Genomic DNA, 22,418 nt, shown 5'->3' with positions numbered 1-22,418 from the left:
CTCCTGCGCTGCACCACCGAGGCAATCGATGTTTGACCAGTTGTACGAGCACACCTGAATCATCCACCCGCATGGCCAAGCCCCCTTCCCTTCCTGAGCCGCCCCTGCCCGAACTCCGCGTCGCCAAGCTCGATGCCAGCTCCGAAGCCGTGCTTCAACGCTTCTTCTACGCCAACCCGGCGTACTTCCTGACCACGACGGGCCAGGCCGCGCGCCCAACCGATGCGTTCGACGAATTGAACGACACCTTGCCAGACGGATGGGCGTTCTCGGCGGTCACGCTCGTGGGCTACTTCAATGCCGAGGGTGCGCTGGCGGCCATGGCGAACGTCGTGTCAGACCTCTTTGCGCCGGGCATCTGGCACATCAGCACCTTCATCGTTGAAACCGCGCGCCACGGCCAGGGTGATGCGCAGGCGATCTACGACGGCTTGGAGCGATGGGCAGCCAAGCACGGTGCCAACTTCATGCGCCTGGGCGTGGTGCTGGGCAATGCCCGAGCCGAGCGCTTCTGGGAGAAACAGGGCTACCTGCAAACGCGGCTTCGGCACGGGGTTGAGCTGGGCGGGCAAATCAACACGCTGCGTGTCATGTGCAAGCCGCTCTCGGGCGGCACGCTCGGGCAGTTTCTGCAAATGGTTGAGCGTGACCGGCCGGAGCCCCAGGGCACCACCGGGCGCTGAGCTCAGCCCTGCGGCACCTCGGCCGCAGCGTCGCGCTGCACGGCCGCGCGGTAGGCATGCCAGCTCGCATGGCCCAGCACCGGCCCCACCACCAGCAAGCCGGCAAACCAGGGCAGCATGGCCAGCACCACCAGGCCGGTCAGCAACAAGCCCCACCAGATCATCACGCCGGGCTGGGTCAGCACGAGGCGGAAGCTGGTCAGGCCGGCGGTGATGGCGTCGGTGTTGCGGTCCAGCAGCATCGGGATGGAGATGACGCAGGTGGCGTAGATCAGGCCGGCGAACAAGGCGCCCACGGCCACGTAGGCGACGATGAAGTTGATGTTCTCTGGGTCCAGCAGCGCCAGCAATGAGCCCTTGAAATCAGGCATGCCATCAAAGCTGACGGCAAAGACGATCAGGCTGGCGCGGCCCCACAGCATCTCGAGCACCAGCAGCACAAAACCGAAGATGCCCAGCGGCCCGATGCGCGCATCCCAGGCCAGCAGCGATTGCCCGAAGTCGGGCTGTTGGCCGGCCTCCAGCGTTCGGCTGACGTGGTACAGGCCCAGGCACATGAACGGCCCGGTCAGCAGGAAGCCGGCCGACAGCGCCAGCGTGTAAGCCGGCGCCGACTGGAACACCTTCATCAGCGCCCAGCCCATGGCCATGAAGCAGGCGCCGTAGAACAGGCCGATGCCGGGTGCCTTGAGGAAATCACGGAAGCCCAGCACGATCCAGCGCAGCGGGTCGGCAAAGCCCAGCGTGTTCAGCTCAATGGAGCGATCAGGCGCCTTGTTGTCAGGCGTTTTTTCGTCAGGCGATTGGTCTTCGGGCGACATGGTGGAGCTTGTGGCCGACATGCGTGCCTCCTTGCAATGCCGCAAGGGTATGCCCCGGAGCAGCCCTCGTCCAGACAGGGTCTCCCTGCCGGGGCAAACCCTGTGTCGCCCAAGGGCGCGTCAAGCCTGATCGTCGTTGCCAGCCGCCAGGCCCAGTCGCTCCAGCCGGTAGCGTAGCGTGTCTCTCGATACCCCCAGCAAACGCGCGGCACGGGTGACGTTGCCCGCCGTGCGGGACATGGCGGTGTCGATCAAGCGGCGTTCGGCGCGCTGCAGGTTGAGGTCGTCGCCAGGCTCGGTGGCACCTTCTGACGAAACCGTTGCAGCGCTGGCCGCAGGGCCCTCTGGCGCAGCCGGCGCCATCGCCTGGATGAAGGCCAGCTCGCGCACCCCCACCACATGCTCATGGGCCATCAGCGCGGCCTGCTCCATCGCGTTGCGCAGCTCACGCACGTTGCCGGGCCAGGTATGGCGCAACAAGGCCGCCTGTGCGTCCATGCTCAGACGCAGCGGGCCCTTGCGGTAGCGCTGCGCATGGAAGGCGAGGAAGTGCTGGGCCAGCATCAGGATGTCGTCACCGCGCTCACGCAGCGGCGGCACGGTCAGCTCGATGATGCGCAGGCGGTAATACAGGTCAGCGCGGAACTGTCCGGCTTGCACCATCTGCACGAGCGAGCGGTGCGTGGCGCTGACGATGCGCACGTTCACTGCCTGGTCACGCAGGCCACCCAGCCGGCGGAAGCGCTTGTCTTCCAGCAGCTTCAGCAGCTTGACCTGGGTGGACGGGTCGGCCTCGCCGATCTCGTCGAGGAACAAGGTGCCGCCTTCGGCCGTTTCCACCAGGCCAGCCTTGCGTTGGCGGGCATCGGTGAAGGCGCCGCGCTCATAACCAAACAGCTCCGCCTCGATCAGCTGCGATGGCAGCGCGCCGCAGTTCAGCTCGACGAAGGGCATGTCGCGGCGCGGGCCGTCGTAATGCAGCGCGCGCGCCACCAGCTCTTTGCCGGTGCCGGTTTCGCCGTGGATCAACACGGCGGGTGCGTCGGTATCGTCGAGGTGGCTCTCGGCTTCCAGCAGGCGGCTGATGCGTGAGCGCAAATCGGCCAGCGGCGCGGCATCACCAAGGATGCGGTCGAGGCCGCTGGCGTCGCGGCGGGCGTAGTAGCTGACGGTGCTTTCCAGCTGCTGCTGGCTCAGCAGGCGCTCCAGCAGCAGCTTGAGCTCGGCCAGCCCCACGGGCTTGGTCAGGTAGTCGGCAGCACCGGCCTTCATGGCCGTCACCGCCAGGTCAATGCCGCCGAAGCCGGTCATCAACACCACGCGCACCGAAGCGTCTGCTGCACGAATGCGGCCGATGGCCTCCAGCCCGGTGATGCCAGGCAGATTGTGATCCAGCAGCACCACATCGGGCTTGAACTCGGCCAGCTGGCCCAGGCCCGCTTCGGCCGAGCCGGCCACGCGGGTGTCATAGCCCTGGCGTTCCAGGTAGATCGACAGGTTGCGCGCCAGCGCTTCCTCGTCATCGATGATCAGGATGGCTCGGCTCATGAGGGGCGATGTTAGGTGCGGGGCAGGTGCAAGGTCACGCGGGTTCCCCCACCTGCCGGGCTGTCCAGCTCGATGCGGCCGCCCAGCCGCTCAACCACCCGGCGCACGAGCGCCAGGCCCAGGCCCAGGCCGCGCGGCTTCGTGGTCATGAAGGGGCGGGTCACATCGGCCAGTTGTTCGGGCGGAATGCCGCAGCCCTCGTCCGCCACCACCACCTTGGCCCACGGCCCCTCAGCGCTGGCCTGCAGGCGCACGGCTTGCCCGCGTTGGGTGGCCTCAGCGGCGTTGGCCAGCACAGAGGCCAGCACCTGCGCCATCAGCACCGGGTCCACCGCCACATGGCCGAGCTGAGGTGCCAGCTGCACCTCAAAAGGCTTGCCCTGGGCCAGCAGGTCGGGCTCGAAGCGGGCGGCCGCTTCCTGCAGCAACTGGTCGAGCGACGACTGCTCATCGCGGCCGCCCGGTTCACGCGCATAGGTCAGCAGCGTGCGCACCAGGTGCTCGATGCGATCGGCTGAACGGATCACGTCGTCGCACAGCTGCGGCGGCGCATCGGCGCCCATCTCGCGCTGCAGCTCACCACTGCTGCGGATCACGCCCAGCGGGTTGCGGATGCTGTGCGCCACCGCGGCAGACAGCTCGCCCACCATCGCCAGCGCCTCGGCCTCCACCAGCCGCGATTGCTGCTCACGCAGCGCACGCTCGGTGCGCAGCACGAACCACATCAGCGACAGGAACAGGAACACTGCCCCGGCCGCCGCCCCCAGCCACACCCGCAGGCGGCCGTTGAAGATGGCGTCGTTCAGGGCCACGGGCTCGCGGTACAGCTCCACCACACCCACCAGCACGGGGCCGGAACGGATGGGCAGGTAGTTCTCGACAAATCGGTCAGGTCCACTGGGCAGCAGCAGGTGTTCCGCCTTGAGCGGCTCATCGCCTTCGCCCGATGATCGGTGCGTCACCACCTCGCCGGCCAGCGCCTCATCCAGCTCTTCGTTGGCTGAAAACACCTGGCCGATCAGCTCAGGGCGACTCGACCACAGCACTTTGCGGTCAGTGCTGTAGAGGTTGGCGCGCAGCACATCGGGCATCGCGGCCACATGGGACACGAACTCGATGACCGACGCATCAGACGCGTTGCCCTGACGGATCAGCTCGGCCACCCGCTGGGTATCGACGATGCTCTGGACGAAATCGTGGCTGAGCGCGGCGTCGCGCTCAACCAGACGGGTTTCCAGAAACACCGTGAGCCACCACGCCATCGCGGCGCTGAAGCAAGCAATGGCCAAGGCGCCTGTCAGCGCAAAGTGGCGCATCAGACGGGGATCTGGACGCGCCGTGGTCATGGCTGTTTCCGGGTGTTCAGCTGCGGCGAACGCGCAGCAATTCGTCGAGGATCAGGCCCACCGCGCCCACCGTGATGGCGGCGTCGGCAATGTTGAAGCTCGGGAAGTAGCCCCCCGGGAACATCGGTGCCAGGAAGCCCCAGTGGAACTGCAGGAAGTCGACGACGTAGCCGTGCCAGAGGCGGTCCACCACATTGCCCACCGCGCCGCCAAGGATCATGCTGATGGCGAAGCAGAACAGGCGCTGGCCGGCGTGGCTGCGCAGCATCCACACGATGGCGATGGACGCCACCGCGCCCAGGCCCACGAAGAACCAGCGCTGCCAGCCGCCGGCCCCCGCCAGGAACGAGAACGCCGCGCCCGTGTTGTGCACCCGGACCACGTTGAAGAACGAGGTGACGGTGTGGCTGTCGCCGAGCTGGAAGTTGCCGACGATCAGCACCTTGGTGAACTGATCGAACAGCAGCACCAGCGCGGCCAGGCCGAGCCACAGGCCCAGACCGGCACCCGACCGGGAAGACATGAGTTTGCGTGCCATGCCGGTCTGCCGATCAGGCCACGGTGCGGGTTTCGCCCGCGCCGTGCAGGTTGCTCACGCAGCGGCCGCACAGGCCGGCATGCCCGGCGTGGCTGCCCACGTCATCCGCGTAGTGCCAGCAACGCTCGCACTTGGTGGCGGTGCTCGGCGTCACGGTGACCGACAAGGCCTCTCCTTCCACCACCTCCACCGCCGAGGTGATGGTGACGTACTTCAGGTCGGTGCCGAGCGAGCGCAGCAGCGCGGCGTCGTCACCGCCCACGGTGATGACCAGCGTGGCCTGCAGCGAAGCACCCACCTGGCCAGCCGTGCGCACGGCTTCGATGTCCTTGTTCACCACATCGCGGATCTCGCGGATGCGGCCCCACTTGGCCAGCAGCGCTTCGTCCGGCGTGCTCAGCGGCCAGAAGGTTTCGGTGAAGATCGAGCCCGTCGTCTTGCCCGGCGCGAAGATCGCCCACGCCTCTTCAGCGGTGAAGCTGAGGAACGGCGCCATCCAGCGCAGCATGGCGTTGGTGATGTGCCAGAGCGCGGTCTGGGCCGAGCGGCGCGCCAGGCTCTTCGGTGCGGTGGTGTAGAGGCGGTCCTTCAGCACGTCCAGGTAGAACGCGCCCAGGTCTTCCGAGCAATACACCTGCAGCTTGCTGACCACCGGGTGGAACTCGTAGGCGTCGAAGTGCGCCAGGATGTCGGCCTGCAGCTGGCTGGCGCGGGCCAGGGCGTAGCGGTCGATCTCCAGCATCTGCTCGACCGGCACCAGATCGGTGGCCGCATCGAAGTCAGACGTGTTGGCCATCAGGAAGCGCAGCGTGTTGCGGATGCGGCGATAGCCGTCCACCACGCGGGCCAGGATCTTGTCGTCGATGTTCAGGTCACCCGAGTAGTCGGTGCTGGCCACCCACAGACGCACGATTTCCGCGCCGAGCTTGCTCGTCACGCTCTGCGGCTCGACCGTGTTGCCCAGCGACTTGCTCATCTTGCGGCCCTGGCCGTCGGTGGCAAAGCCGTGGGTCAGCAGGCCCTTGTAGGGGGCGCGGTCATAGAGGGCGCAGCCCAGCAGCAGGGAAGAGTGGAACCAGCCGCGGTGCTGGTCGTGGCCTTCCAGGTACAGGTCGGCCTCCGGCCCTTCGCTGTGGAACGGCGGGCGGTCGTAGGCGTTCAGGTGGCTGCCACGCAGCACGTGCTGGAAGGTCGAGCCCGAGTCGAACCACACCTCGAGGATGTCGGTGCTCTTCGTGTAGTGCGGTGCGTCTTCAGCGCCGAGGATGTCTTCCACGGTCACGCGGCTCCAGGCCTCGATGCCGCCGGCTTCCACGATGTCGGCCGCCTGGTCCATGATGGCCAGGGTGCGCGGGTGCAGTTCGCCGCTGTCCTTGTGCAGGAAGAACGGCACCGGCACGCCCCACGAACGCTGACGCGAGATGCACCAGTCAGGCCGGTTGGCGATCATGTCGCGCAGGCGGGCCTTGCCGTTCTCGGGGTAGAACGCCGTGTGGTCGATGGCCTCAAGGGCCAGCTGGCGCAGCGTCTTGCCGGCCTTGTCGGTGGTGAACACGCCCTCGCCTTCGTCCATGCGGACGAACCACTGGGCTGCCGCGCGGTAGATCACCGGCGTCTTGTGGCGCCAGCAGTGCGGGTAGCTGTGGGTGATGGTCTTGGTGGCCATCAGGCGGCCGGCGCCCTTCAGCGCGGCCAGCACCTCGGGGATGGCCTTCCAGATGTGCTGGCCACCAAACAGCGGCCAGTCTGCCGCGTAGGTGCCGTTGCCCTGAACCGGGTTCAGGATCTGGTCGTAGCTGATGCCGTTGGCGATGCAGGAGTTGAAGTCATCCACGCCGTAGGCGGGCGACGAGTGCACGATGCCGGTGCCGTCGCTGTCGCTCACGTACTCGGCCAGGAACACCGGCGAGAGGCGGCGATAGCCCGCGTCCGCGTCGAACAGCGGATGGCGGAAGTTCAGGCCGCCCAGCGCCTTGCCGGCCACGGTGGCCAGCACCTGGCCTTCCAGGCCAAAGCGTTGCAGGCAGGCTTCCACCAGGGTCTCGGCCAGCACCAGGCAGCCCATCGGCGTTTCCACCAGCGCGTAGCTCAGCTCGGGGTGGGCGTTCAGGGCCTGGTTGGCGGGGATGGTCCAGGCGGTGGTCGTCCAGATCACGGCGAAGGCGCTCTTGCCGGCCGGCAGCGCGGCCAGGCCGAAGGCCTGCGCCAGGCGGGCGCCGTCGTCGGTCTCGAAGGCCACGTCGAGCGTGTCGCTCTGCTTGTCGGCGTATTCGATCTCGAACTCGGCGAGGCTGGAGCCGCAGTCGAAGCACCAGTACACCGGCTTCAGGCCGCGATAGACAAAGCCACGCTCGACCACGCGCTTGAACGCGCGCAGCTGGCCGGCTTCGTTGGCTGGGTCCATCGTGCGGTAAGGGCGCTCCCAGTCGCCCAGCACGCCCAGGCGCTTGAAGTCTTCGCGCTGCTGGCCGATCTGCTCGGTGGCGAAGGCGCGGCTCTTGGCCTGCATGGCGTCACGGCTGAGCTTGCGGCCATGCAGCTTTTCGATGGCGTTCTCGATCGGCAGGCCGTGGCAATCCCAGCCGGGGATGTACTGCGCGTCGAAGCCGGAGAGCTGCTTCGACTTGACGATCATGTCCTTCAGCACCTTGTTCAGCGCGTGGCCGATGTGCAGCTTGCCGTTGGCATAGGGTGGGCCGTCATGCAGCACGAACAGCGGGGCGCCGTGGCGGGCATCACGCAGGCGCTTGTAGAGGCCGCCTTCGTTCCATTCCTTCACCCAGCCCGGCTCGCGCTTGGGCAGGTCGCCGCGCATCGGGAACGGGGTGTCGGGCAGGTTCAGGGTGCTGCGGGTGTCGTTGGTGTTCGATTCGGTGGTCATGGGGCGCAAAAGTTGAGGCACCGGGTGGTGCGCGGCGGCCGCTGGGGGCTGCCGGAAGGCTCCTGCGCGACGGGCGCATCACAGGAGCGAAGGGCCCGCGGAACCGGCGTCATGCCGGTGCGGGCGGCGTCGTCAGGCGATGCGCCGAATTCGGTCCCGGGTGGTCTGGCGGCGCGTGCAGGCATGGCCATGCAGCGTGGGCGACACGCGCACAGGTGCGAGCGGAGGGCTGACAAAACGGGCGGACATGCGCCTGATTCTACCGGTGGCGCCCAGGCCGGCCTTCAGGCGCCGTGTGCGGCCCACCAGGCCCGGGCGTCGATCACGTCCTGGGCGATGCCGACACGCAACGCTTCAAGGCCGTCATAGCGCCGCTCGTCGTGCAGCTTGTGCAGCAGGTCGACCCGCAGGATGCGCGCGTAGCCGCCTTCCACGGCCAGGCCTGCCGGCCAGTCCAGGCAGTGCACTTCCAGCAGCACGCGGCCGGCGTCTTCCACCGTGGGCCGCACGCCCAGGCTGGCCACACCGGCCAGCGGCTGCTCAGCCAGGCCGTGCACCTGCACCACGAAGATGCCCATGGCCGCCGGCCGGTGCGACGGGAAACGCAGGTTCAGCGTGCGAAAACCCAGGTCACGCCCCAGCTTGCGGCCATGCACCACATGGCCGGAGATGCTGTACGGCCGCCCAAGCAGGCTGGCCGCGCGGGCCATCTGGCCGGCCGCCAGGGCCTCCCGCACGGCAGAGCTGGACACCCGCAGACCGTGCACCTCGTAGCTCATCATCCGGGCCACATCAAAGCCCTGGGCGCTGCCGGCGGCGTCGAGCAGCGCGTAGTCACCGGCGCGCTTCGCACCGAAGCGGAAGTCGTCGCCCACCAGCACGTAACGGGCGCGCAGCTGCTGCACCAGCACGCGGCGGATGAAGTCCTCCGGGCTGAGACCGGCGAACTTGTCATCAAAGCGCATCAGCACCACGTCGTCCACACCGCAGCGCTCCAGCTCCTGCAGCTTGTCGCGCAGCGTGGCGATGCGCAGCGGCGCCAGCTCCGGCTTGCCCGCCTGGCTGGCAAACCAGTCGCGCGGGTGCGGCTCGAAGGTCATCACGCAGGTGCGCAGGCCCCGGTGGCGTGCTTCGCTGGCCAGCAGCGCGAGCATGGCCTGGTGTCCGCGGTGGACGCCGTCGAAGTTGCCGATGGTGAGGGCACAACCGGTGTCACCGGCTTGCGAAGGACGTTGGGCTCTGAAAACGCGCATGGGCGGGATTATCGGCGCAGCCTCAGGGGGCGACAGGCCTGTGCCACATCACCGCGCAGCATCACGGCCCTTTTCCGCCGGCCAGGTAGCGCGCCAGCACGGTCTGCAGGGTGTCGATGGTGAACGGCTTGCTGAGGTAATCGTCCATGCCGGCGGCCGTGCAGGCCTCGCGGTCACCGGGCACGGCGTTGGCCGTCAGGGCCACGATGGGCACACGCCGCTGCCCGGCGGCGGCTTCACGCTCGCGCCAGGCCCGGGTCGCGGCCAGGCCGTCCAGCACAGGCATCTGGCAGTCCATCAACACGAGGTCATAAGACGTCTGCGCCAGCCGGCCCAGCGCCACCTGCCCGTCATCAGCCGACTCCCAGGCCAGGCCCAGGCGCTCGACCATGGCGCTGGCCACCATCAGGTTCACCGGGTTGTCCTCGACGATCAGCACGCGCCCCTGCAACGGCGGGGCCGGGGACGACGGCGCCGCCTGGCGCACCGGGGCCTGTGCAGGCCGGTAGGCCACGGTGAAGGTGAAGGTGGCGCCATGGCCGGGCACGCTGGCGCAAGTCACGTTGCCGCCCATGGCCACTGCCAGCTGGCGGGAGATCGTCAGGCCCAGGCCGGTGCCTCCACGGCGCTGCTCGGACGGGCCGTCGCCCTGCTCGAAGGGGTCGAAGATGCGCTGCTGCAGCACCAAGGGAATGCCGACACCGCTGTCACGCACCTCGAACCTCAAGAAGCCTCCATCCAGCGAGGCCTTGAGCTCCACCTGCCCGGCCGCGGTGAACTTGAGGGCATTGCCCAGCAGGTTGTGCAGAACCTGCTTGACCCGCTGCGCGTCCAGCATGGCGGCATCGGGCAGGCCGTGCAGCAGGCTGACCATGAAGCGCAGGCCCTTGTCGGTGGCCACCGGCGACAACAGATCGGTCACCTCGCGCACCAGATCAGCCACCCGCGCCGGCGCGGGCTCGATCTTCAGGCGACCCGCGTCGGCCCGTGAAATGTCCAGCAGGTCCTCGATCAAGGTTTGCAGGTGCCCCGCCGACTGCTGCACGACCGTCAGCTGCCGGGCCTGCTGCGCGCTGACCGTGCCGTCGCGCATCAGCTGCGTCATGCCGAGGATGCCGTTGAGCGGGGTGCGCAGCTCGTGGCTGACCATGGCCAGGAAGCGTGATTTTGTTGCGCTGGAATGCTCTGCCAGCAACAGCGCACGCTGGCGGTCTTCGGCGATGGCGGCGTTTTCGAAGCGCAGGCGCAGCAGCTCCTGCATGTGAAGCTCACTGCGCCGGCCCTCCCGCCACAGCAGGATCAGGTAGACGACCAGCCCGCCGGCCACCAGCCAGTTCACGGCCCCGCCTTGCAGCAGCTGGTTGACCACCAGGGGCAGCAGAACCCCCAGCATGAAGCGCATGGCGTGGCCGTTGTACGACGTGAGCGTGAATACACCCACCGAGGCCACCGCCACCAGCCCCCCGGCGATCACGCCGTCGAGCCAGGGGTCGCCGCTGGGCACGAAGTACCAGCCGAGCACGCCCCATCCCAGGCCATCGATCAAGCCACCCACGCCATGCCGCAGCCACCAGGCCCGGGTATCCAGCTGGGGCGAGTCAGCCCGACTGAAGGCCACGCACTCCAGCAGCCGCCCCACGGCCGTGGCCTGCTTGAGCGCAAACCACCACCAGATGGCTGGATTGCCCAGCTGATGCCACAGCGCCCAGGTGATCAGACCGGCACCCACGATGGTGGCCAGCATCGGCTCGGCGGTGCGCTCGAACAGCTGGCGCACACGCTCCAGCTCGACATTGCGCTCGATCGACTGGCGTCGTTGGCGGGCGAGGTCGTTGAAAAGTCCGGGGCCGGAGTCCGGATCAGGCACTGCTGGGGAGTCGACGTCGCTCATGCTGGTTGCGATTTGCACTGCAGCATAAACATGAAGGCCGCCGAGCCATCACTCCGTGTTTGCCCTCGCAGCCACGGCGGGCCAATCAGGCGTACCGTGCGCTTTTTCGGGCTGGCGTCGGTACTTCAGGCCGGTGGCTGCCAGCCGTTCACCCAGCACCACTGGCCGGGCGCCAGGTCTGCCGGAATGGTGAGGTGGCCAAATTCGCTGCGGTGCAGCGTTTCAACCCGGTTGCTCACCGCTGCCAGCATGCGCTTGACCTGGTGGTACTTGCCTTCGGTCAGCGTCAGGCGCAGGTGGTGCTCGGTCACGCGTTCGCACGCGGCGGCGCGCACGGGCACCGGGTCGTCTTCCAGCACCACGCCGGCCAGCAGGCGCGCCACCTGGTCATCGTCGATCGGGTGCTTGCAGCCCACCTCGTACACCTTCGGCACATGGTGCTTCGGTGAGGTGAGCTTGTGGATCAGGCTGCCGTCTTCTGTCAGCAGCAACAAGCCGGTGGTGTCTTCGTCCAGCCGGCCGATGGGCTGCACACCCCGGTTGCGCAGCGGCGCGGGCAGCAGCGTCATCACGCTCGGGTGGTGCTTGGGCTTTTGCGAGCATTCATAGCCCGCCGGCTTGTTCAGCAGCACCAGCGCCTTCTCGTGGAAGGGCCAGGGCTTGCCTTCCACCGTCAGCACCAGGCCGGCGGTGGGCAGGTCTTCATCGGGGTCTTCCAGCACGCGGCCGTTGTGCTGCACCAGGTCGGAATACACCATGCCGGCGCACACCCGGCGCGTGCCGAAGCCCTGGGAATAAAGAATCTGACTGAGTTTCATGGGGCCACACTGTAGCGCGGGCCCCATGCGGCCTCAGGCAAACACCCCGGCGGTGTCCTGCATGCGGGCCGACACTTCACCCAGGTGGTGCAGCGTGTCGCCGTATTCCATTTCCAGCATGGTCAGGCGCTTGAAGTAGTGGCTGGCCACGTACTCGTCGGTCACGGCAATGCCGCCGTGCAGCTGCACGCACTGCTGGCCCACGAAGCGCGCCGAGTTGCCGATCTGCACCTTGGCCTGGCTGATGGCGCGGCGGCGCTGCGGCGCCGGCTCGCCCAGCTTCAGGCTGGCGTAGTAGCTCATCGAGCGTGCCAGCTCCAGCTGCATCTTCACGTCGGCAATGCGGTGGCGCAGCGCCTGGAAGCTGGCCAGCGTCACGTTGAACTGCTTGCGGGTGTTCATGTAGTCGACCGTGATGGCGGTCAGCTTGTCCATCAGGCCCACGCCCTCGGCGGCCTGCGCGGCCAGGCCACGGTCGATGGCGGCTTCCAGCACGGCGTAAGCCTCACCGGCCGCGTACATCTGGATGCCGGTGGCGCCGTCCAGCGTCACCTCGGCGGCGCAGGCACCGTCTTGCGTGGGGTAGCCCTGCAGGCTCACGCCCACACCCGGCGCCACCAGGAACAGGGCGATGCCGCTGGGGTCATCCACGGCGCCGCTCACACGGGCCGGCACGATGAACGCGCCCGCATGCTGGCCAGCCGGCACCAGGCTCTTGCGGCCATTCAGGCGCCAGTTGCCGCTGTGGTCTTGCTCGGCGGTCGTCTGCACATGCTGCAGGCGGTGGCGCGCACCACGTTCCTGATGCGCCAGCACCACCAGCGCCGAGCCATCGGCGATGTTCTGCAGCCACAGGTCTTTCGACGGGGCGGCGCTGTGCACCAGCATCGGCGCGGCCACCAGGGCCACGGCCGCGTAAGGCTCGAGCACCATGCCGCGCCCCAGCTCTTCCATCACCACCATGGCTTCCACGGCACCAAAACCCATGCCGCCCTGTTCTTCCGGAATCGCCAGACCCAGCAAGCCCAGCTCGGCCATGGCGGTCCAGGATTCGGCCGAATAGCCGCCGGCCTTCACGATGGCACGGCGTTGCTCGAAGCCATAGGCCTTGTCGACCCAGCGTGCCACCGCGTCGCGCAGCGAAACCTGGTCTTCAGAGAATTCGAAATCCATGATCAGGCCCCCAGAACGGTTTGGCTGACGATGTTGCGCTGCACTTCATTGCTGCCGCCGTAAATCGTCGTCTTGCGCAAGTTGAAGAAGGTGCTCGATAGCGGCGCGCAGTGGGCCGCGCCCACGTGGTCGCCCTGCCAGCCGGCCTCCATCGCTTCCTGGATGAACGGCCGGGCAAACGGGCCGGCGGCCATCATCATCAGTTCGGCATAACGCTGCTGGATCTCGCTGCCGCGGATCTTCAGCAAGCCCGCCACGTCCAGGCTCTGCTTGCCGCTCTTCTCGGCGCTCAGCACCCGCAACACCATCATTTCCAGGGCCACGATGTCAACTTCCAGCAGCGCCACCTGGTCACGGAACCGGATGTCGTCCCACACGCCTTCGGCCTTGGCCAGGCGCTTGAGGCGCTCCAGCTCGCGCTTGGCGCGGTTCACGTCGGCGATGTTGGTGCGCTCATGGGCCAGCAGGTGCTTGGCGTAGGTCCAGCCCTTGTTCTCTTCGCCGATGAGGTTCTCGGCGGGCACGCGCACGTTGTCGAAGAAGACTTCGTTCACCTCGTGCTCGCCGTCGAGCATGATGATCGGCCGCACCGTGACGCCCGGGCTCTTCATGTCGACCAGCAGGAAGCTGATGCCGGTCTGGGGCTTGCCTTCGGTGCTGGTGCGCACCAGGCAGAAGATCCAGTCACCGAACTGGCCGAGCGTCGTCCAGGTCTTCTGGCCGTTCACCATGTAGTGGTCACCGGCTGCATCGATGCCGCGGATGGCGCGGGTCTTGACCGAGGCCAGGTCAGAGCCGGAACCCGGCTCCGAGTAGCCCTGGCTCCACCAGACTTCGCCCGAGGCGATGCCGGGCAGGAAGCGCTGCTGCTGCTCCGGCGTGCCGAAGGCCATGATGACCGGCGCCACCATCACCGGGCCGAAGGGCACGATGCGCGGCGCACCGGCCAGCGCGCATTCCTCTTCGAACAGGTGCTTCTGCACCGCGTTCCAGCCCGGGCCGCCAAACTGCTTGGGCCAGCCATAACCGAGCCAACCCTTGGCCCCCAGGATCTTGGCCCAGCGCTGCATGTCTTCACGCGACAGGCGCAGAGCGTTGTGCACCTTGTGGCTCAGGTCAGCCGGCAGATTGGCGGCGACCCAGGCCCGGATCTCCTGGCGGAAATCCAGTTCCTCGGGGGTGAAATTCAGGTCCATGACGGGTGTCTCCTCGGGGGCATCAAGCCGTTTTTAGCACGGTCGTTCGCTTATTTCCTGTCGCGGCAGTGACAACTGCGGGTAAGCCCCGAAGGCCTGTCCGCCATCGTTCACATCCCGGGGACAGGGGCATTCGGATGCAAGTCCAGCACCATGTGCACTTTGCTGCGGAAACCGGTCGGCGTCAGGATCGCCAGGGGCTCGGTGCCGAAGGCCACGAAGCCGCAGCTACGGTACAGGCGGATGGCCGGCTCATTGCCTTCGGTGGCGGTCAGGATCAGCGAGCGCAGCCCTGGGCGCGCCCGGGCTGCGATGAGTGCCGCGTCCATCAGGGCGCGCCCGGCGCCCTGGCCACGCACAGCCTCTTGCACCACCATGCCGATCACCAGGCCCTTGTGGCGGGTCTTGGGCTTGTTGGCGAACTCCAGCGCCACCGTGCCCACCAGAGCGTCGCCGTCAAAAGCGCCGAAGGCCAAGCCCAGACCGGCCGGGTGGCGCATGCGCTTGATCCACCAGCTGTCGGGCTCGGCCGCCCGCTCTTCGGGGGTCGATGTGAAGGCATCGGGGACGGTGGCGTAGGCCTCCAGCATCAGGCTGCGGTAGGCCGCCACGTCGCCGTCGTTCAACTCACGGATCACCAGGCTCATGGCCGCCCTTCGATGGCCGCTGCCAGCGCCGCCGTGGGCTGCAGCACCGCACCAGCTGCCTGCAACGCCACATTCACTTCATCGGAAATGGCCTGCGAGGTGCGTCCGCCAGATGGCCAGGTGCTGTGCCCATCCGCGGCCAGCTGCACCAAATAGCCCAGCGCCAGCGCAGACCTGCTGGTGTTGCTGACGCAGAACTCGCTCTGCAGCCCGCAGACCACCACCTGCTTCACGCCCAGGCCCTGCAGGTGGGCCTGCAGGTCGGTGCCATCAAACGCGCTGGATTCCCACTTCTGCACCACCCGCTCGTCGGGCCGAGGGCCGAAGGACTCGTGCAGCTCGGCGTGCACCGAGCCCGCTTCAAACACGTCACCGGGCTCGGACGCGTGCTGCACGAACACGATGGGCGTGCCAGACGTGCGGGCAGCATCTATCAAGGCATTCGCGCGCTCGACAAGCTCAGCGGCGCGGTCGATGGGCGGGCAACGCTGGGCGTCGAAGGCGCCGCGTTGGATGTCGATGACCAGCAGGGCGGTGTCTTTCATGGCCGACTCCCAGGATGGGATCACAAGGTTGAAGGTGAGGTTTCCATCATGCCTCGGCGGGCGATGAACGGACAGCCCGCATAAATCCAGCCGCAATGCCAATTGCTTGGCAGCCTGCCCGCTCAAGCCCGGGACATACCCTCTTGGTGCTCAAGACGACGGCGTCAAAGCCGAAACAAATGGTCACGCCGACACAGGTGTGCCAGATCATTTCGTGTGCCCGAAGGAGTGCCAGATGCCGACCACCGACAAGTTCTTTTCGAACCCCACTGCCCTGCCCTCCATGCCTGAGGTGGCCAGCCGGCTGCTGCGATCGTTCAACGACGACCGCATGGGCATGACCGAACTCGCGGCCCTGATTTCCCAGGATCAGGGCCTGTCCGTGAAGCTGCTGCGCATGGCCAACTCGGCCCGCTACAGCCCGCGGCATGCCATTTCCACCATCAAGGACGCTGCCGCCACCATAGGCATGAGCGCCCTGCGTGACTTGGCGCTGGCAGCCTGCGTCTCGGGCGCCTTCCCCAACACCGGCAACTTCGACCGACTGCGCTTCTGGCGCCAGTGCCTGGCCACCGCCGGCCATGCACGCATGCTGGCCCAGGCCTGCGACATCGACCCCGACACCGCCTACCTGGCCGGACTGGTGATGCGCACCGGCGAATTGCTGATGCTGATGTCAGAGCCCGAAACAGTGGCCCTGGCCGAAGAACGCGCCAGCGCCCCCGACAGCCTGCTCGACCATGAAATGGCCCTGATGCAGTGCACTCACCTGGAGGTGACCGCAGAGCTGGCGCGGCGCTGGCACTTCCCTGACGAGCTGGTGAAGGGCCTGGCCGCCGCGGCCAACCCGATGGAAGCAAAGCCGTTTTCGCAGCTCGGCGCGGTGCTGCGCCTGGCCAGCGTGATGAGCGATGCGGGTGAGCGTGGCCTGGCCCCGTTGACCACGCTGATGGACCTGCAACCCGAGCTGATGCACCACATGCACCTGGACCTCGACATCGAGTGGCTGGTGGCCCACATGGCCGACTACGACACGCTGACCAGCGGCGTCGACCAGCTGCTGCACTGACCCCGCCGCGCCGCTGGGCCTCAGCCCAGCTGGCGCTGGCGGCTGGCCAGCAGCGAGCCCAGGGCCAGCAGCCCGGTGCTCAACCACAGGCCGCTGGCCAGCCCGCCGAGGCGATCGGCCAGCAGGCCCACCAGCACCGGCCCGATGATTTGCCCGGCCGCGAAGATCACCGTGAACGCGGTGATGCCCGAGGCCCAGGCGGCGCGCGGCAGGTTGTGCCGCACCAGCGCCGTGGTGGACGCCACCACCGACAAGAACACGCTGCCAAACAGCGCCCCTGACAACAAGGCCAACACCGTCTGCCCCGGCACCAGCACGGCCAGCGCCGTGGCCACCGCCAGCAAACCGTTCAGCACCGCCATCGGCCGGCCATCGGCATGGCGCTGCAGCAGCCCGGCCCACAACCACGACGAGGCCACGACGCCCAGGCCCACCAGCAGGTAAAAGCCGGTGATGACACCGCTGCCCAGGCCCTGCTCACGCAGCAGCGTGACGTTGAAGGTCATGTAGCCAATGTAGCCCAAGCCGAACATCAGGTAGCCCGCCAGGCCCCACCCCAGGCGCCGCCAGGGCGCAGGCACCCGCTCACCCGCCGGCGGCGGCGGCACGCGCCAGCCGGCCGTGCCGGCGCTCAGGCCCGCGGTGGCCAGCAGCGCCAGCACCGCCAGCAGCCACCAGGCCTCACGCCAGGCAGATGCGGCGTGCGCCAACAGCGGCGGCAGGCTCAAGGCAGACGCCACGATGCCCAGGCCCGTGCCGCCGTAATACAAACCCAGCACCAGCCCCGGCTTGCTCACCTGCAGCGCCAGTTGGGACGCCAGCACACCGCCACCCACGAAGCTGGCCGCACTGGCCACGCCCAGCAGGACGCGCAGGACGTACAGCCACAGCGCACCACCGTTGGATGCGGCACCCGACGTGGCACCAGCGCTCACGTCCACCCCATGCCCCGCCAGCAGCACCGCCGCCAGCGCGCCGGCTCCCAGCACCACGCGGCGGGCATCCCAGCGGCTCAGCAGGCGCGGCATCAACAGCGCGCCCAACAGGTAGCCGGCGGCATTCACCGTGTTCATCGCACCGGCCGTGGCGTAGCTCCAGCCCAGATCCAGCCGCATGGCCGGCAGCAGCAGCGCATAGGCGAAGCGCGACAGACCCAGCGACACGGCCGAGGCCAGCGCCAGCGACATCGCCATCGTCCACACACCATGGCGTGGCCCGGGTGCCGCCTCCGGTGTCACATCGGGCAGGTTGCTGCGCATCAGGCCGCCTGCTCAGTTCAGCGCGGGCGAAACAGCTCGAAGCGCTGCGCGGCGTCGATGCCGAAATAGTCGGCCGGGCCGCCGCCGCGCAGGATCGGCTGGGCCGCGGCCGTGTCGTAGATGCCGTTTTTCAGCAGGCGCTGGTCGATGTGCACCGCCACCACCTCGCCGAGGGTGAGCCAGCTGTCCACCTCGGCGCCCTCGGCGGTCTTCAGCCGGATCATCTGGGTCAGCCGGCACTCGAAGGCCACCGGGCTGAGCGCCACGCGCGGCGGCTTCACCAGCCTGGACGGCTCTTGCGCCAGGCCCACGAGGTCAAACTCGCTGACGTCTGAAGGCACCGCAGCGCAACTCGCGTTCATCGCTTCAGCCAGCGGCCGGGTGGCGAGGTTCCACACGAATTCGCCGGTATCGGCGATGTTGCGCACCGTGTCCTTCCAGCCGATCGACGAAAAGCCGATCAGCGGGGGCACATAGTTGAAGGCATTGAAGAAGCTGTACGGGGCCAGGTTCGCCACGCCGTCCTTGCTGAGGGTGGAGATCCAGCCGATTGGCCGGGGGCCGACGATGGCATTGAACGGGTCATGCGGCAGGCCGTGGCCCAGCCGGGGCTCGTAGAAGTGCTTGGGGGCGGGCGCGTTGCCGGATGCAGAGGAATGAGCCATCCGGCGACTGTAAACCGCCCTCAGGCTGCTGCGTCAAACGCCTGCTGCATGCGGTTGCGGGCCATGCGCCACAGCGGCCAGGCACGGGCCAGGAATACGCCACTGAACGCGCCGAACACGCCCGACAGCCCACCCGCCACCAGCGCATCGGCGGCCAGGGCCGGCTGGATGGCCAGGGCCATGCCCGTGGCGAACTTCAGCACGAAGATCATCCAGATCAGCGCCAGCGGCCACCAGCTGCCGGGCACCTGGAAGCGACGGGTGGCGGCATCAAAACGCACGCCGCGGGGCTCGATGCGCACCAGCAGCAAGGCTGCCACCAAGCCCAGCGCCCAGGCCAGCAGGGCCACGCCTGCTGCAGGGCCGCGGCCAAAACTGCCCGTCACCCCGGTGAACGACAGCACCAGCATCGCCACCGGCATCAGCGTGACACGGCCCAGCGACACCTGGCGCGGAAATGTCTGCTTGAGGCCCAGCCAGCTGAGGCCGACCAGCAAACCCCAGACCCAAAACGGCACGTGTTGCAGCACATTCGACATGACGAAACTCCTTGTGGTGTGGTGCCCGGTGCGCAGTGCCCCGGGTGCATGGCTTGCACTGTGCCCACACCACACCCGGGCGGCCACCCGCCTGCGACAAGCAGCATCTCACGGGCGCGAAATGCAGCAGACCAGCGCGAACCGCGCCGGGCCTGGAGCCCCAGCAGGAGACTGTCGCCCTCAGGCGCCGCTCACGTCGATCAGCCCGAGGCGGATGGACAGGCGCACCAGCGCCGTCACATCGGGCACGCCCAGCTTGGCCATCAGGCGGCTGCGGTAGGAATCGACCGTCTTGGGCGACAGGTGCAGCAGCGCCCCGATGGCCGCGCTGGAATGCCCCTGCACCACCAGCGTGATGACCTGCCGCTCGCGGGCCGACAAGGACGCCAGCGCCGGCTCGTCAGCGCCTAGCGCCAGCGCCTTCACCGCTAGGTCGGCGGTTTCGGCGGTGAAGTACATCTCGCCGCGCTCGGCATGCGCCACGGCGCTCAGCACCTCGGCCATCGACACGCCCTTCAGCAGATAGCTCGACACGCCCAGGCGCACGGCCTCACCCACATGCCGCGGATGGGCCGACATCGTCAGCACCACGGTGCGCACCGGCAAGGCCCGGCGCTTCAAGTATTCCAGCAGCTCGAAGCCTGAGCGCTTGTCCAGCGTCAGATCGAGGATCAAGACCTTCGGTTGCAGGCGGATCAGCTCCGCGATCGCGCGGGTCGGGTCTTCACTGCCGCCGACCACCGTGTGCCCGGCGGCCTCCAGCAGGGCTTGCAGGCCCTGGCGCAGCACGAGGTGGTCATCAACCAGATAGACGGTGGTCATGCTTGCTCCGACTGCCAGCGCATCAACACCGTGGTGCCGCTTCCGGGCTGGCTGTGAATGGCGAAATGCGCCCCGACCGACAGGCTGCGTTCACGCATGCCGAGCACGCCCAGGCCGAAGCTGACATCGGCCTCATCAGAAGCGGGCAGGCCGCTGCCGTTGTCGTGCACGGTCAGGTTCATCTGCTACGCGTTGCCGCTCAGGCGCACCTGTACCTCGGTGGCGTCGGCGTGGCGCAGGGCATTCACCAGCGCCTCGCGGGCCAGCATGAAGGCGGCGTACTCCACCTGCGGCGGCCAGCGGCAGGTGGCGGCTTCGATGTCCACGTCCCAGGTCATGCGCACGGGCATGTTGCACAGGCCATGCTGACCCAGTTCACTGGCCAGGGCGGCGGCCAGGCCACGCTCGTCCAGCAGCGCCGGGCGCAGGTCGGTCAGCATGCCGCGGATCATGGTGAGGGCCTGGCACAGCTGGGCCGACACCTCGTGCAAGGCCGGGCCCTGCACCTTGTCGCCCTTGGCCTGGAGCGAATCACCGATGCTGTCCAGCCGGAGCCGGGCCACCGTCAGGATCTGGCCGATGTGGTCGTGCAGCACCTGCGCCAGCTGGTGGCGGGTGGCGCGTTCGTGGGTGAAAAGTTGTTGCCGCAATGCAGCTATTTCCGCGCCATCAGGCGCGGGCAGATCCCGGCTGTGGGTCACCATCACTGCTCGCCATGTCGGCGTCCCGTCAAACTCGTGTCTTTCCAACCTGACTGCTGTTTGTGCAACACAAGCACTCCGTCCCCTCTGTAGAGGGATCAACGCGAACTCCAAGCGCCCTGTCGGCGCTCAACCATCTAGCAATATGGCTCGTATTTGGGCCAGTTTCGAGACGGGCCGGTCGGCAATGCGGGAGTGGCGAATTCTCCCCACTGAACAGATCAAGGTCTCCTGTCAATGCCCACAAGACGCAGCTTCCGGCCTGTCACGCCTGCGGTCTGTGCGGCCGGGCACAGGCTGCGCCGAGCGTCCCGGCGCGGCCGGTTATAAACGCGGCTGGTTCACACTGGCCGGCCTCCGGGTTGGCTGACGCATGCGTTGTTTTGCACTTTGGTTGATCCGGCTGTACCAGCGCTGGCTGTCACCCTACAAAGGTTTCTCATGCGCCTACCGCGTGCACCTGGGCCAGCCCAGCTGCGCTGAACTTGGCTGGCGCGCCATCCGCCGGCACGGGCCTTGGAAGGGGACCGGCGTACTGCGTTTGCGCATGCACCGCTGCGGCGTGGCACACCGCCGCTTTCAACCAGAGAAGCTGCACAACACCACCCCTGCCGCGCGGCGCATGCCCGCGGCCCAACGCGGCGATTGCGACTTGCCCTGCGATGGTTGCGACCTGGATGGCGGCGGCCACGGGCATGGTGGCTGCAGACCCTCGTCGGTCTGCGACTGTGCTGACATGGCGAGCGGCTGCGACTGGCCGTCCAGCAAGAAGAAATCAGAGACCAGGGCCCGAGACCGCGCCACCCGACTGCCGCAGCGCAGAACCCCTTCACGTTGAACCTCGGGATGTCGCCCATGCAACGCCGCCACCTGCTGATCTCGCTGACGACCACGCTGCTGCCCGCCACGATGCACGCCGCCGAGCCGGGCCGCGCGCCGCTGGTGCAGACACTGTCCACCCCGGGCGAGTTGCCGCTGCTGCTGACCGTGCCGCACGACGGCGAGGCCTTCATCGGCCTGCCCCCGGCACGCACCCGCGGCACGGTGCTGCGCGACCTGGGCACACGGCCGCTGGCCGAGCAGACCGCCCTGGCGCTGGCCCGCCTGACGGGTGGCCAGCGGCCAGCCTTGGTGGTGGCCCTGGCGCACCGCAGATACGTGGATGTGAACCGCAGCGAGGCCGAAGGCACCGAGTCGGATGACGCCGTGCCCGCCTGGCGCAGCTACCACGCGGAGGTGGCGGCGCAAGTGGCCGATCTGCGCAAGCGCTTCCCGAACGGCGCCTTGATGGTGGACGTGCACGGCCAGGGCCAGGTGCCCGACACCATCTTTCGCGGCACCCGAAACGGCCAGACGGCCCGTGCGCTCATCAAGCGCCTGGGCCCGGTGGCCTTGCAAGGCCCGCACAGCCTGACGGGTGAGCTGGCGGCGCGTGGCTACACGGTGGCGCCTTTGATGCAAGACACGCTCAGCGCCGAGGACCCCCGGTTCAGTGGCGGCCACACGGTGGCGACCTACGGCAGCCACCAGCCCGAGGGCATCGACGCCATCCAGCTGGAATTCGGCAGCGCCTTGCGTCAGCGCCAGGCGCGGCTGCCGGACGACCTGGCCGCTGCACTGCTGGCGTTCATGCGGTATGCGGGTTATCTGCCCGCCAACGTATCTGCCCGCCAACGCTCAAGCCCCGGGCGTCTGACTGCCTGAAGGCACTGGCACGGGAAGCAGGTCATGCTCCCGCAGCATCACGGGCTCGATCGAGCCCCCCAGCACCCTTCGGCGCACGGCGCTGTCCACCTCGGCGGCATGCGCCAGGTAGGTGGCCAGGGGCTGGTCACCCGCCTGCTGGGGGCAGAAGCGGTAATGCAGCGTGGCCCGGCTGATGGTGGCCCCGACGGGCAAGCCGTGGACCTGAACCCAGAAGCGGACCGAATCGCTGTCGCTGTGGAAAAACGGCGCGGGGCACGGCAGTGCCTCTTCGGCGGGCACGGTGGAGAGAGTAGCGGGGGGAGCAGGCATGTGCAGA

General features: G+C 67.9%; 23 protein-coding genes. 4 read left to right on the top strand and 19 right to left on the bottom strand.

Annotation, left to right across the window (positions count from 1 at the left end; genetic code table 11):
- Nucleotides 1-71 precede the first annotated feature (71 nt).
- Nucleotides 72-683, top strand: coding sequence for a GNAT family N-acetyltransferase (locus AACH00_RS16505; protein ID WP_341400277.1), 612 nt, complete (start codon nucleotides 72-74; stop codon nucleotides 681-683).
- Between the two features lie 2 nt (nucleotides 684-685).
- On the opposite strand, the gene AACH00_RS16500 is transcribed toward AACH00_RS16505, so the two are convergent.
- From AACH00_RS16500 to AACH00_RS16445, 12 genes are all read right to left on the bottom strand, one after another.
- On the bottom strand, nucleotides 686-1,525 hold the full coding sequence (locus tag AACH00_RS16500) for a DUF2189 domain-containing protein (RefSeq protein ID WP_341400276.1): 840 nt from the start codon (nucleotides 1,523-1,525) through the stop codon (nucleotides 686-688).
- A gap of 99 nt (nucleotides 1,526-1,624) precedes the next feature.
- Complete coding sequence (locus tag AACH00_RS16495; protein ID WP_341400275.1) at nucleotides 1,625-3,052, bottom strand: sigma-54-dependent transcriptional regulator; 1,428 nt, start codon at nucleotides 3,050-3,052, stop codon at nucleotides 1,625-1,627.
- Nucleotides 3,053-3,063: 11 nt separating this feature from the next.
- Complete coding sequence (locus AACH00_RS16490) at nucleotides 3,064-4,398, bottom strand: sensor histidine kinase (RefSeq protein ID WP_341400274.1); 1,335 nt, start codon at nucleotides 4,396-4,398, stop codon at nucleotides 3,064-3,066.
- Between the two features lie 16 nt (nucleotides 4,399-4,414).
- Complete coding sequence (gene lspA / locus AACH00_RS16485; RefSeq protein WP_341400273.1) at nucleotides 4,415-4,936, bottom strand: signal peptidase II; 522 nt, start codon at nucleotides 4,934-4,936, stop codon at nucleotides 4,415-4,417.
- Between the two features lie 13 nt (nucleotides 4,937-4,949).
- On the bottom strand, nucleotides 4,950-7,817 hold the full coding sequence (gene ileS / locus AACH00_RS16480; protein ID WP_341400272.1) for an isoleucine--tRNA ligase: 2,868 nt from the start codon (nucleotides 7,815-7,817) through the stop codon (nucleotides 4,950-4,952).
- A 284-nt stretch (nucleotides 7,818-8,101) separates the two neighbouring features.
- The gene (locus tag AACH00_RS16475; RefSeq protein ID WP_341400271.1) at nucleotides 8,102-9,070 is read right to left on the bottom strand and encodes a bifunctional riboflavin kinase/FAD synthetase; all 969 of its coding nucleotides are present in this window, start codon (nucleotides 9,068-9,070) and stop codon (nucleotides 8,102-8,104) included.
- 61 nt (nucleotides 9,071-9,131) lie between these two features.
- Nucleotides 9,132-10,961, bottom strand: coding sequence for an ATP-binding protein (locus AACH00_RS16470; RefSeq protein WP_341400269.1), 1,830 nt, complete (start codon nucleotides 10,959-10,961; stop codon nucleotides 9,132-9,134).
- Between the two features lie 125 nt (nucleotides 10,962-11,086).
- Nucleotides 11,087-11,779, bottom strand: a complete 693-nt coding sequence (locus AACH00_RS16465) for a pseudouridine synthase (RefSeq protein ID WP_341400268.1) — start codon at nucleotides 11,777-11,779, stop codon at nucleotides 11,087-11,089.
- 33 nt (nucleotides 11,780-11,812) lie between these two features.
- Nucleotides 11,813-12,952 (bottom strand): acyl-CoA dehydrogenase family protein, encoded by a 1,140-nt coding sequence (locus AACH00_RS16460; protein WP_341400267.1) that lies wholly within the window; start codon nucleotides 12,950-12,952, stop codon nucleotides 11,813-11,815.
- Nucleotides 12,953-12,954: 2 nt separating this feature from the next.
- Nucleotides 12,955-14,148 carry an acyl-CoA dehydrogenase family protein gene (locus AACH00_RS16455; protein WP_341400266.1) on the bottom strand — a complete coding sequence of 398 codons (1,194 nt, stop codon included), beginning with the start codon at nucleotides 14,146-14,148 and terminating at the stop codon, nucleotides 12,955-12,957.
- A gap of 110 nt (nucleotides 14,149-14,258) precedes the next feature.
- A complete protein-coding gene (locus AACH00_RS16450) occupies nucleotides 14,259-14,795 on the bottom strand; it encodes a GNAT family N-acetyltransferase (protein ID WP_341400265.1) in 537 nt (178 codons plus the stop codon).
- Nucleotides 14,792-15,340: a cysteine hydrolase family protein gene (locus tag AACH00_RS16445; RefSeq protein ID WP_341400264.1), complete on the bottom strand. Its 549-nt coding sequence runs from the start codon at nucleotides 15,338-15,340 to the stop codon at nucleotides 14,792-14,794. Before AACH00_RS16445 ends, AACH00_RS16450 begins: the two co-directional genes overlap by 4 nt.
- A 235-nt stretch (nucleotides 15,341-15,575) precedes the next feature.
- Between AACH00_RS16445 and AACH00_RS16440 the strand changes: the two genes are divergently transcribed.
- The gene (locus AACH00_RS16440) at nucleotides 15,576-16,409 is read left to right on the top strand and encodes an HDOD domain-containing protein (protein WP_341400263.1); all 834 of its coding nucleotides are present in this window, start codon (nucleotides 15,576-15,578) and stop codon (nucleotides 16,407-16,409) included.
- Between the two features lie 20 nt (nucleotides 16,410-16,429).
- Here AACH00_RS16440 and AACH00_RS16435 read toward each other — a convergent pair whose 3' ends face one another.
- The 6 genes from AACH00_RS16435 to AACH00_RS16410 all read right to left on the bottom strand — a co-directional run bounded on the left by AACH00_RS16435 (nucleotide 16,430) and on the right by AACH00_RS16410 (nucleotide 20,398).
- Entirely contained in the window at nucleotides 16,430-17,668 is a 1,239-nt protein-coding gene (locus AACH00_RS16435) for a YbfB/YjiJ family MFS transporter (RefSeq protein ID WP_341400262.1), read from the bottom strand.
- Between the two features lie 17 nt (nucleotides 17,669-17,685).
- Nucleotides 17,686-18,333, bottom strand: a complete 648-nt coding sequence (locus AACH00_RS16430) for a flavin reductase family protein (protein ID WP_341400261.1) — start codon at nucleotides 18,331-18,333, stop codon at nucleotides 17,686-17,688.
- Between the two features lie 20 nt (nucleotides 18,334-18,353).
- Complete coding sequence (locus AACH00_RS16425; RefSeq protein WP_341400260.1) at nucleotides 18,354-18,872, bottom strand: DUF6622 family protein; 519 nt, start codon at nucleotides 18,870-18,872, stop codon at nucleotides 18,354-18,356.
- A gap of 180 nt (nucleotides 18,873-19,052) precedes the next feature.
- Nucleotides 19,053-19,694 carry a response regulator transcription factor gene (locus AACH00_RS16420; RefSeq protein ID WP_341400259.1) on the bottom strand — a complete coding sequence of 214 codons (642 nt, stop codon included), beginning with the start codon at nucleotides 19,692-19,694 and terminating at the stop codon, nucleotides 19,053-19,055.
- Nucleotides 19,691-19,876: a sensor histidine kinase gene (locus AACH00_RS16415; protein WP_341400258.1), complete on the bottom strand. Its 186-nt coding sequence runs from the start codon at nucleotides 19,874-19,876 to the stop codon at nucleotides 19,691-19,693. Before AACH00_RS16415 ends, AACH00_RS16420 begins: the two co-directional genes overlap by 4 nt.
- A 3-nt stretch (nucleotides 19,877-19,879) precedes the next feature.
- The gene (locus tag AACH00_RS16410; RefSeq protein WP_341400257.1) at nucleotides 19,880-20,398 is read right to left on the bottom strand and encodes a sensor histidine kinase; all 519 of its coding nucleotides are present in this window, start codon (nucleotides 20,396-20,398) and stop codon (nucleotides 19,880-19,882) included.
- A 370-nt stretch (nucleotides 20,399-20,768) separates the two neighbouring features.
- Between AACH00_RS16410 and yidD the strand changes: the two genes are divergently transcribed.
- Together yidD and AACH00_RS16405 are read left to right on the top strand one after the other, a co-directional pair.
- A complete protein-coding gene (gene yidD / locus AACH00_RS19900) occupies nucleotides 20,769-21,233 on the top strand; it encodes a membrane protein insertion efficiency factor YidD (protein ID WP_423221953.1) in 465 nt (154 codons plus the stop codon).
- A gap of 17 nt (nucleotides 21,234-21,250) precedes the next feature.
- The gene (locus AACH00_RS16405) at nucleotides 21,251-22,099 is read left to right on the top strand and encodes an N-formylglutamate amidohydrolase (RefSeq protein ID WP_341400256.1); all 849 of its coding nucleotides are present in this window, start codon (nucleotides 21,251-21,253) and stop codon (nucleotides 22,097-22,099) included.
- On the opposite strand, the gene AACH00_RS16400 is transcribed toward AACH00_RS16405, so the two are convergent.
- Entirely contained in the window at nucleotides 22,073-22,411 is a 339-nt protein-coding gene (locus AACH00_RS16400) for a DUF1488 family protein (RefSeq protein ID WP_341400255.1), read from the bottom strand. The two genes, AACH00_RS16405 and AACH00_RS16400, sit on opposite strands and share 27 nt — an antisense overlap.
- Nucleotides 22,412-22,418: the final 7 nt, after the last annotated feature.

It is taken from the genome of Ideonella margarita (genome assembly GCF_038066635.1).
GTDB classification, from domain to species: domain Bacteria; phylum Pseudomonadota; class Gammaproteobacteria; order Burkholderiales; family Burkholderiaceae_C; genus Ideonella; species Ideonella margarita.
The sequence above is the reverse complement of the archived record's forward strand: the minus strand, read 5'-3'. Positions and strand labels throughout refer to the sequence as shown.

Excerpts from the sequence above, each read along its gene's own strand:
- AACH00_RS16450 (WP_341400265.1), bottom strand. The coding sequence starts at position 14,795 with ATGAGCCTGGTGATCCGTGAGTTGAACGACGGCGACGTGGCGGCCTAC.
- AACH00_RS16440 (WP_341400263.1), top strand. The coding sequence starts at position 15,576 with ATGCCGACCACCGACAAGTTCTTTTCGAACCCCACTGCCCTGCCCTCC.
- AACH00_RS16430 (WP_341400261.1), bottom strand. The coding sequence starts at position 18,333 with ATGGCTCATTCCTCTGCATCCGGCAACGCGCCCGCCCCCAAGCACTTC.
- AACH00_RS16475 (WP_341400271.1), bottom strand. The coding sequence starts at position 9,070 with ATGCGCGTTTTCAGAGCCCAACGTCCTTCGCAAGCCGGTGACACCGGT.
- AACH00_RS16470 (WP_341400269.1), bottom strand. The coding sequence starts at position 10,961 with ATGAGCGACGTCGACTCCCCAGCAGTGCCTGATCCGGACTCCGGCCCC.
- AACH00_RS16435 (WP_341400262.1), bottom strand. The coding sequence starts at position 17,668 with ATGCGCAGCAACCTGCCCGATGTGACACCGGAGGCGGCACCCGGGCCA.
- AACH00_RS16425 (WP_341400260.1), bottom strand. The coding sequence starts at position 18,872 with ATGTCGAATGTGCTGCAACACGTGCCGTTTTGGGTCTGGGGTTTGCTG.
- AACH00_RS16410 (WP_341400257.1), bottom strand. The coding sequence starts at position 20,398 with ATGGTGACCCACAGCCGGGATCTGCCCGCGCCTGATGGCGCGGAAATA.
- AACH00_RS16490 (WP_341400274.1), bottom strand. The coding sequence starts at position 4,398 with ATGACCACGGCGCGTCCAGATCCCCGTCTGATGCGCCACTTTGCGCTG.
- AACH00_RS16420 (WP_341400259.1), bottom strand. The coding sequence starts at position 19,694 with ATGACCACCGTCTATCTGGTTGATGACCACCTCGTGCTGCGCCAGGGC.
- AACH00_RS16500 (WP_341400276.1), bottom strand. The coding sequence starts at position 1,525 with ATGTCGGCCACAAGCTCCACCATGTCGCCCGAAGACCAATCGCCTGAC.
- AACH00_RS16455 (WP_341400266.1), bottom strand. The coding sequence starts at position 14,148 with ATGGACCTGAATTTCACCCCCGAGGAACTGGATTTCCGCCAGGAGATC.
- AACH00_RS16460 (WP_341400267.1), bottom strand. The coding sequence starts at position 12,952 with ATGGATTTCGAATTCTCTGAAGACCAGGTTTCGCTGCGCGACGCGGTG.
- AACH00_RS16445 (WP_341400264.1), bottom strand. The coding sequence starts at position 15,340 with ATGAAAGACACCGCCCTGCTGGTCATCGACATCCAACGCGGCGCCTTC.
- ileS (WP_341400272.1), bottom strand. The coding sequence starts at position 7,817 with ATGACCACCGAATCGAACACCAACGACACCCGCAGCACCCTGAACCTG.
- AACH00_RS16505 (WP_341400277.1), top strand. The coding sequence starts at position 72 with ATGGCCAAGCCCCCTTCCCTTCCTGAGCCGCCCCTGCCCGAACTCCGC.
- yidD (WP_423221953.1), top strand. The coding sequence starts at position 20,769 with ATGCGTTGTTTTGCACTTTGGTTGATCCGGCTGTACCAGCGCTGGCTG.
- AACH00_RS16495 (WP_341400275.1), bottom strand. The coding sequence starts at position 3,052 with ATGAGCCGAGCCATCCTGATCATCGATGACGAGGAAGCGCTGGCGCGC.
- AACH00_RS16405 (WP_341400256.1), top strand. The coding sequence starts at position 21,251 with ATGCAACGCCGCCACCTGCTGATCTCGCTGACGACCACGCTGCTGCCC.
- AACH00_RS16465 (WP_341400268.1), bottom strand. The coding sequence starts at position 11,779 with ATGAAACTCAGTCAGATTCTTTATTCCCAGGGCTTCGGCACGCGCCGG.
- AACH00_RS16400 (WP_341400255.1), bottom strand. The coding sequence starts at position 22,411 with ATGCCTGCTCCCCCCGCTACTCTCTCCACCGTGCCCGCCGAAGAGGCA.
- lspA (WP_341400273.1), bottom strand. The coding sequence starts at position 4,936 with ATGGCACGCAAACTCATGTCTTCCCGGTCGGGTGCCGGTCTGGGCCTG.
- AACH00_RS16415 (WP_341400258.1), bottom strand. The coding sequence starts at position 19,876 with ATGAACCTGACCGTGCACGACAACGGCAGCGGCCTGCCCGCTTCTGAT.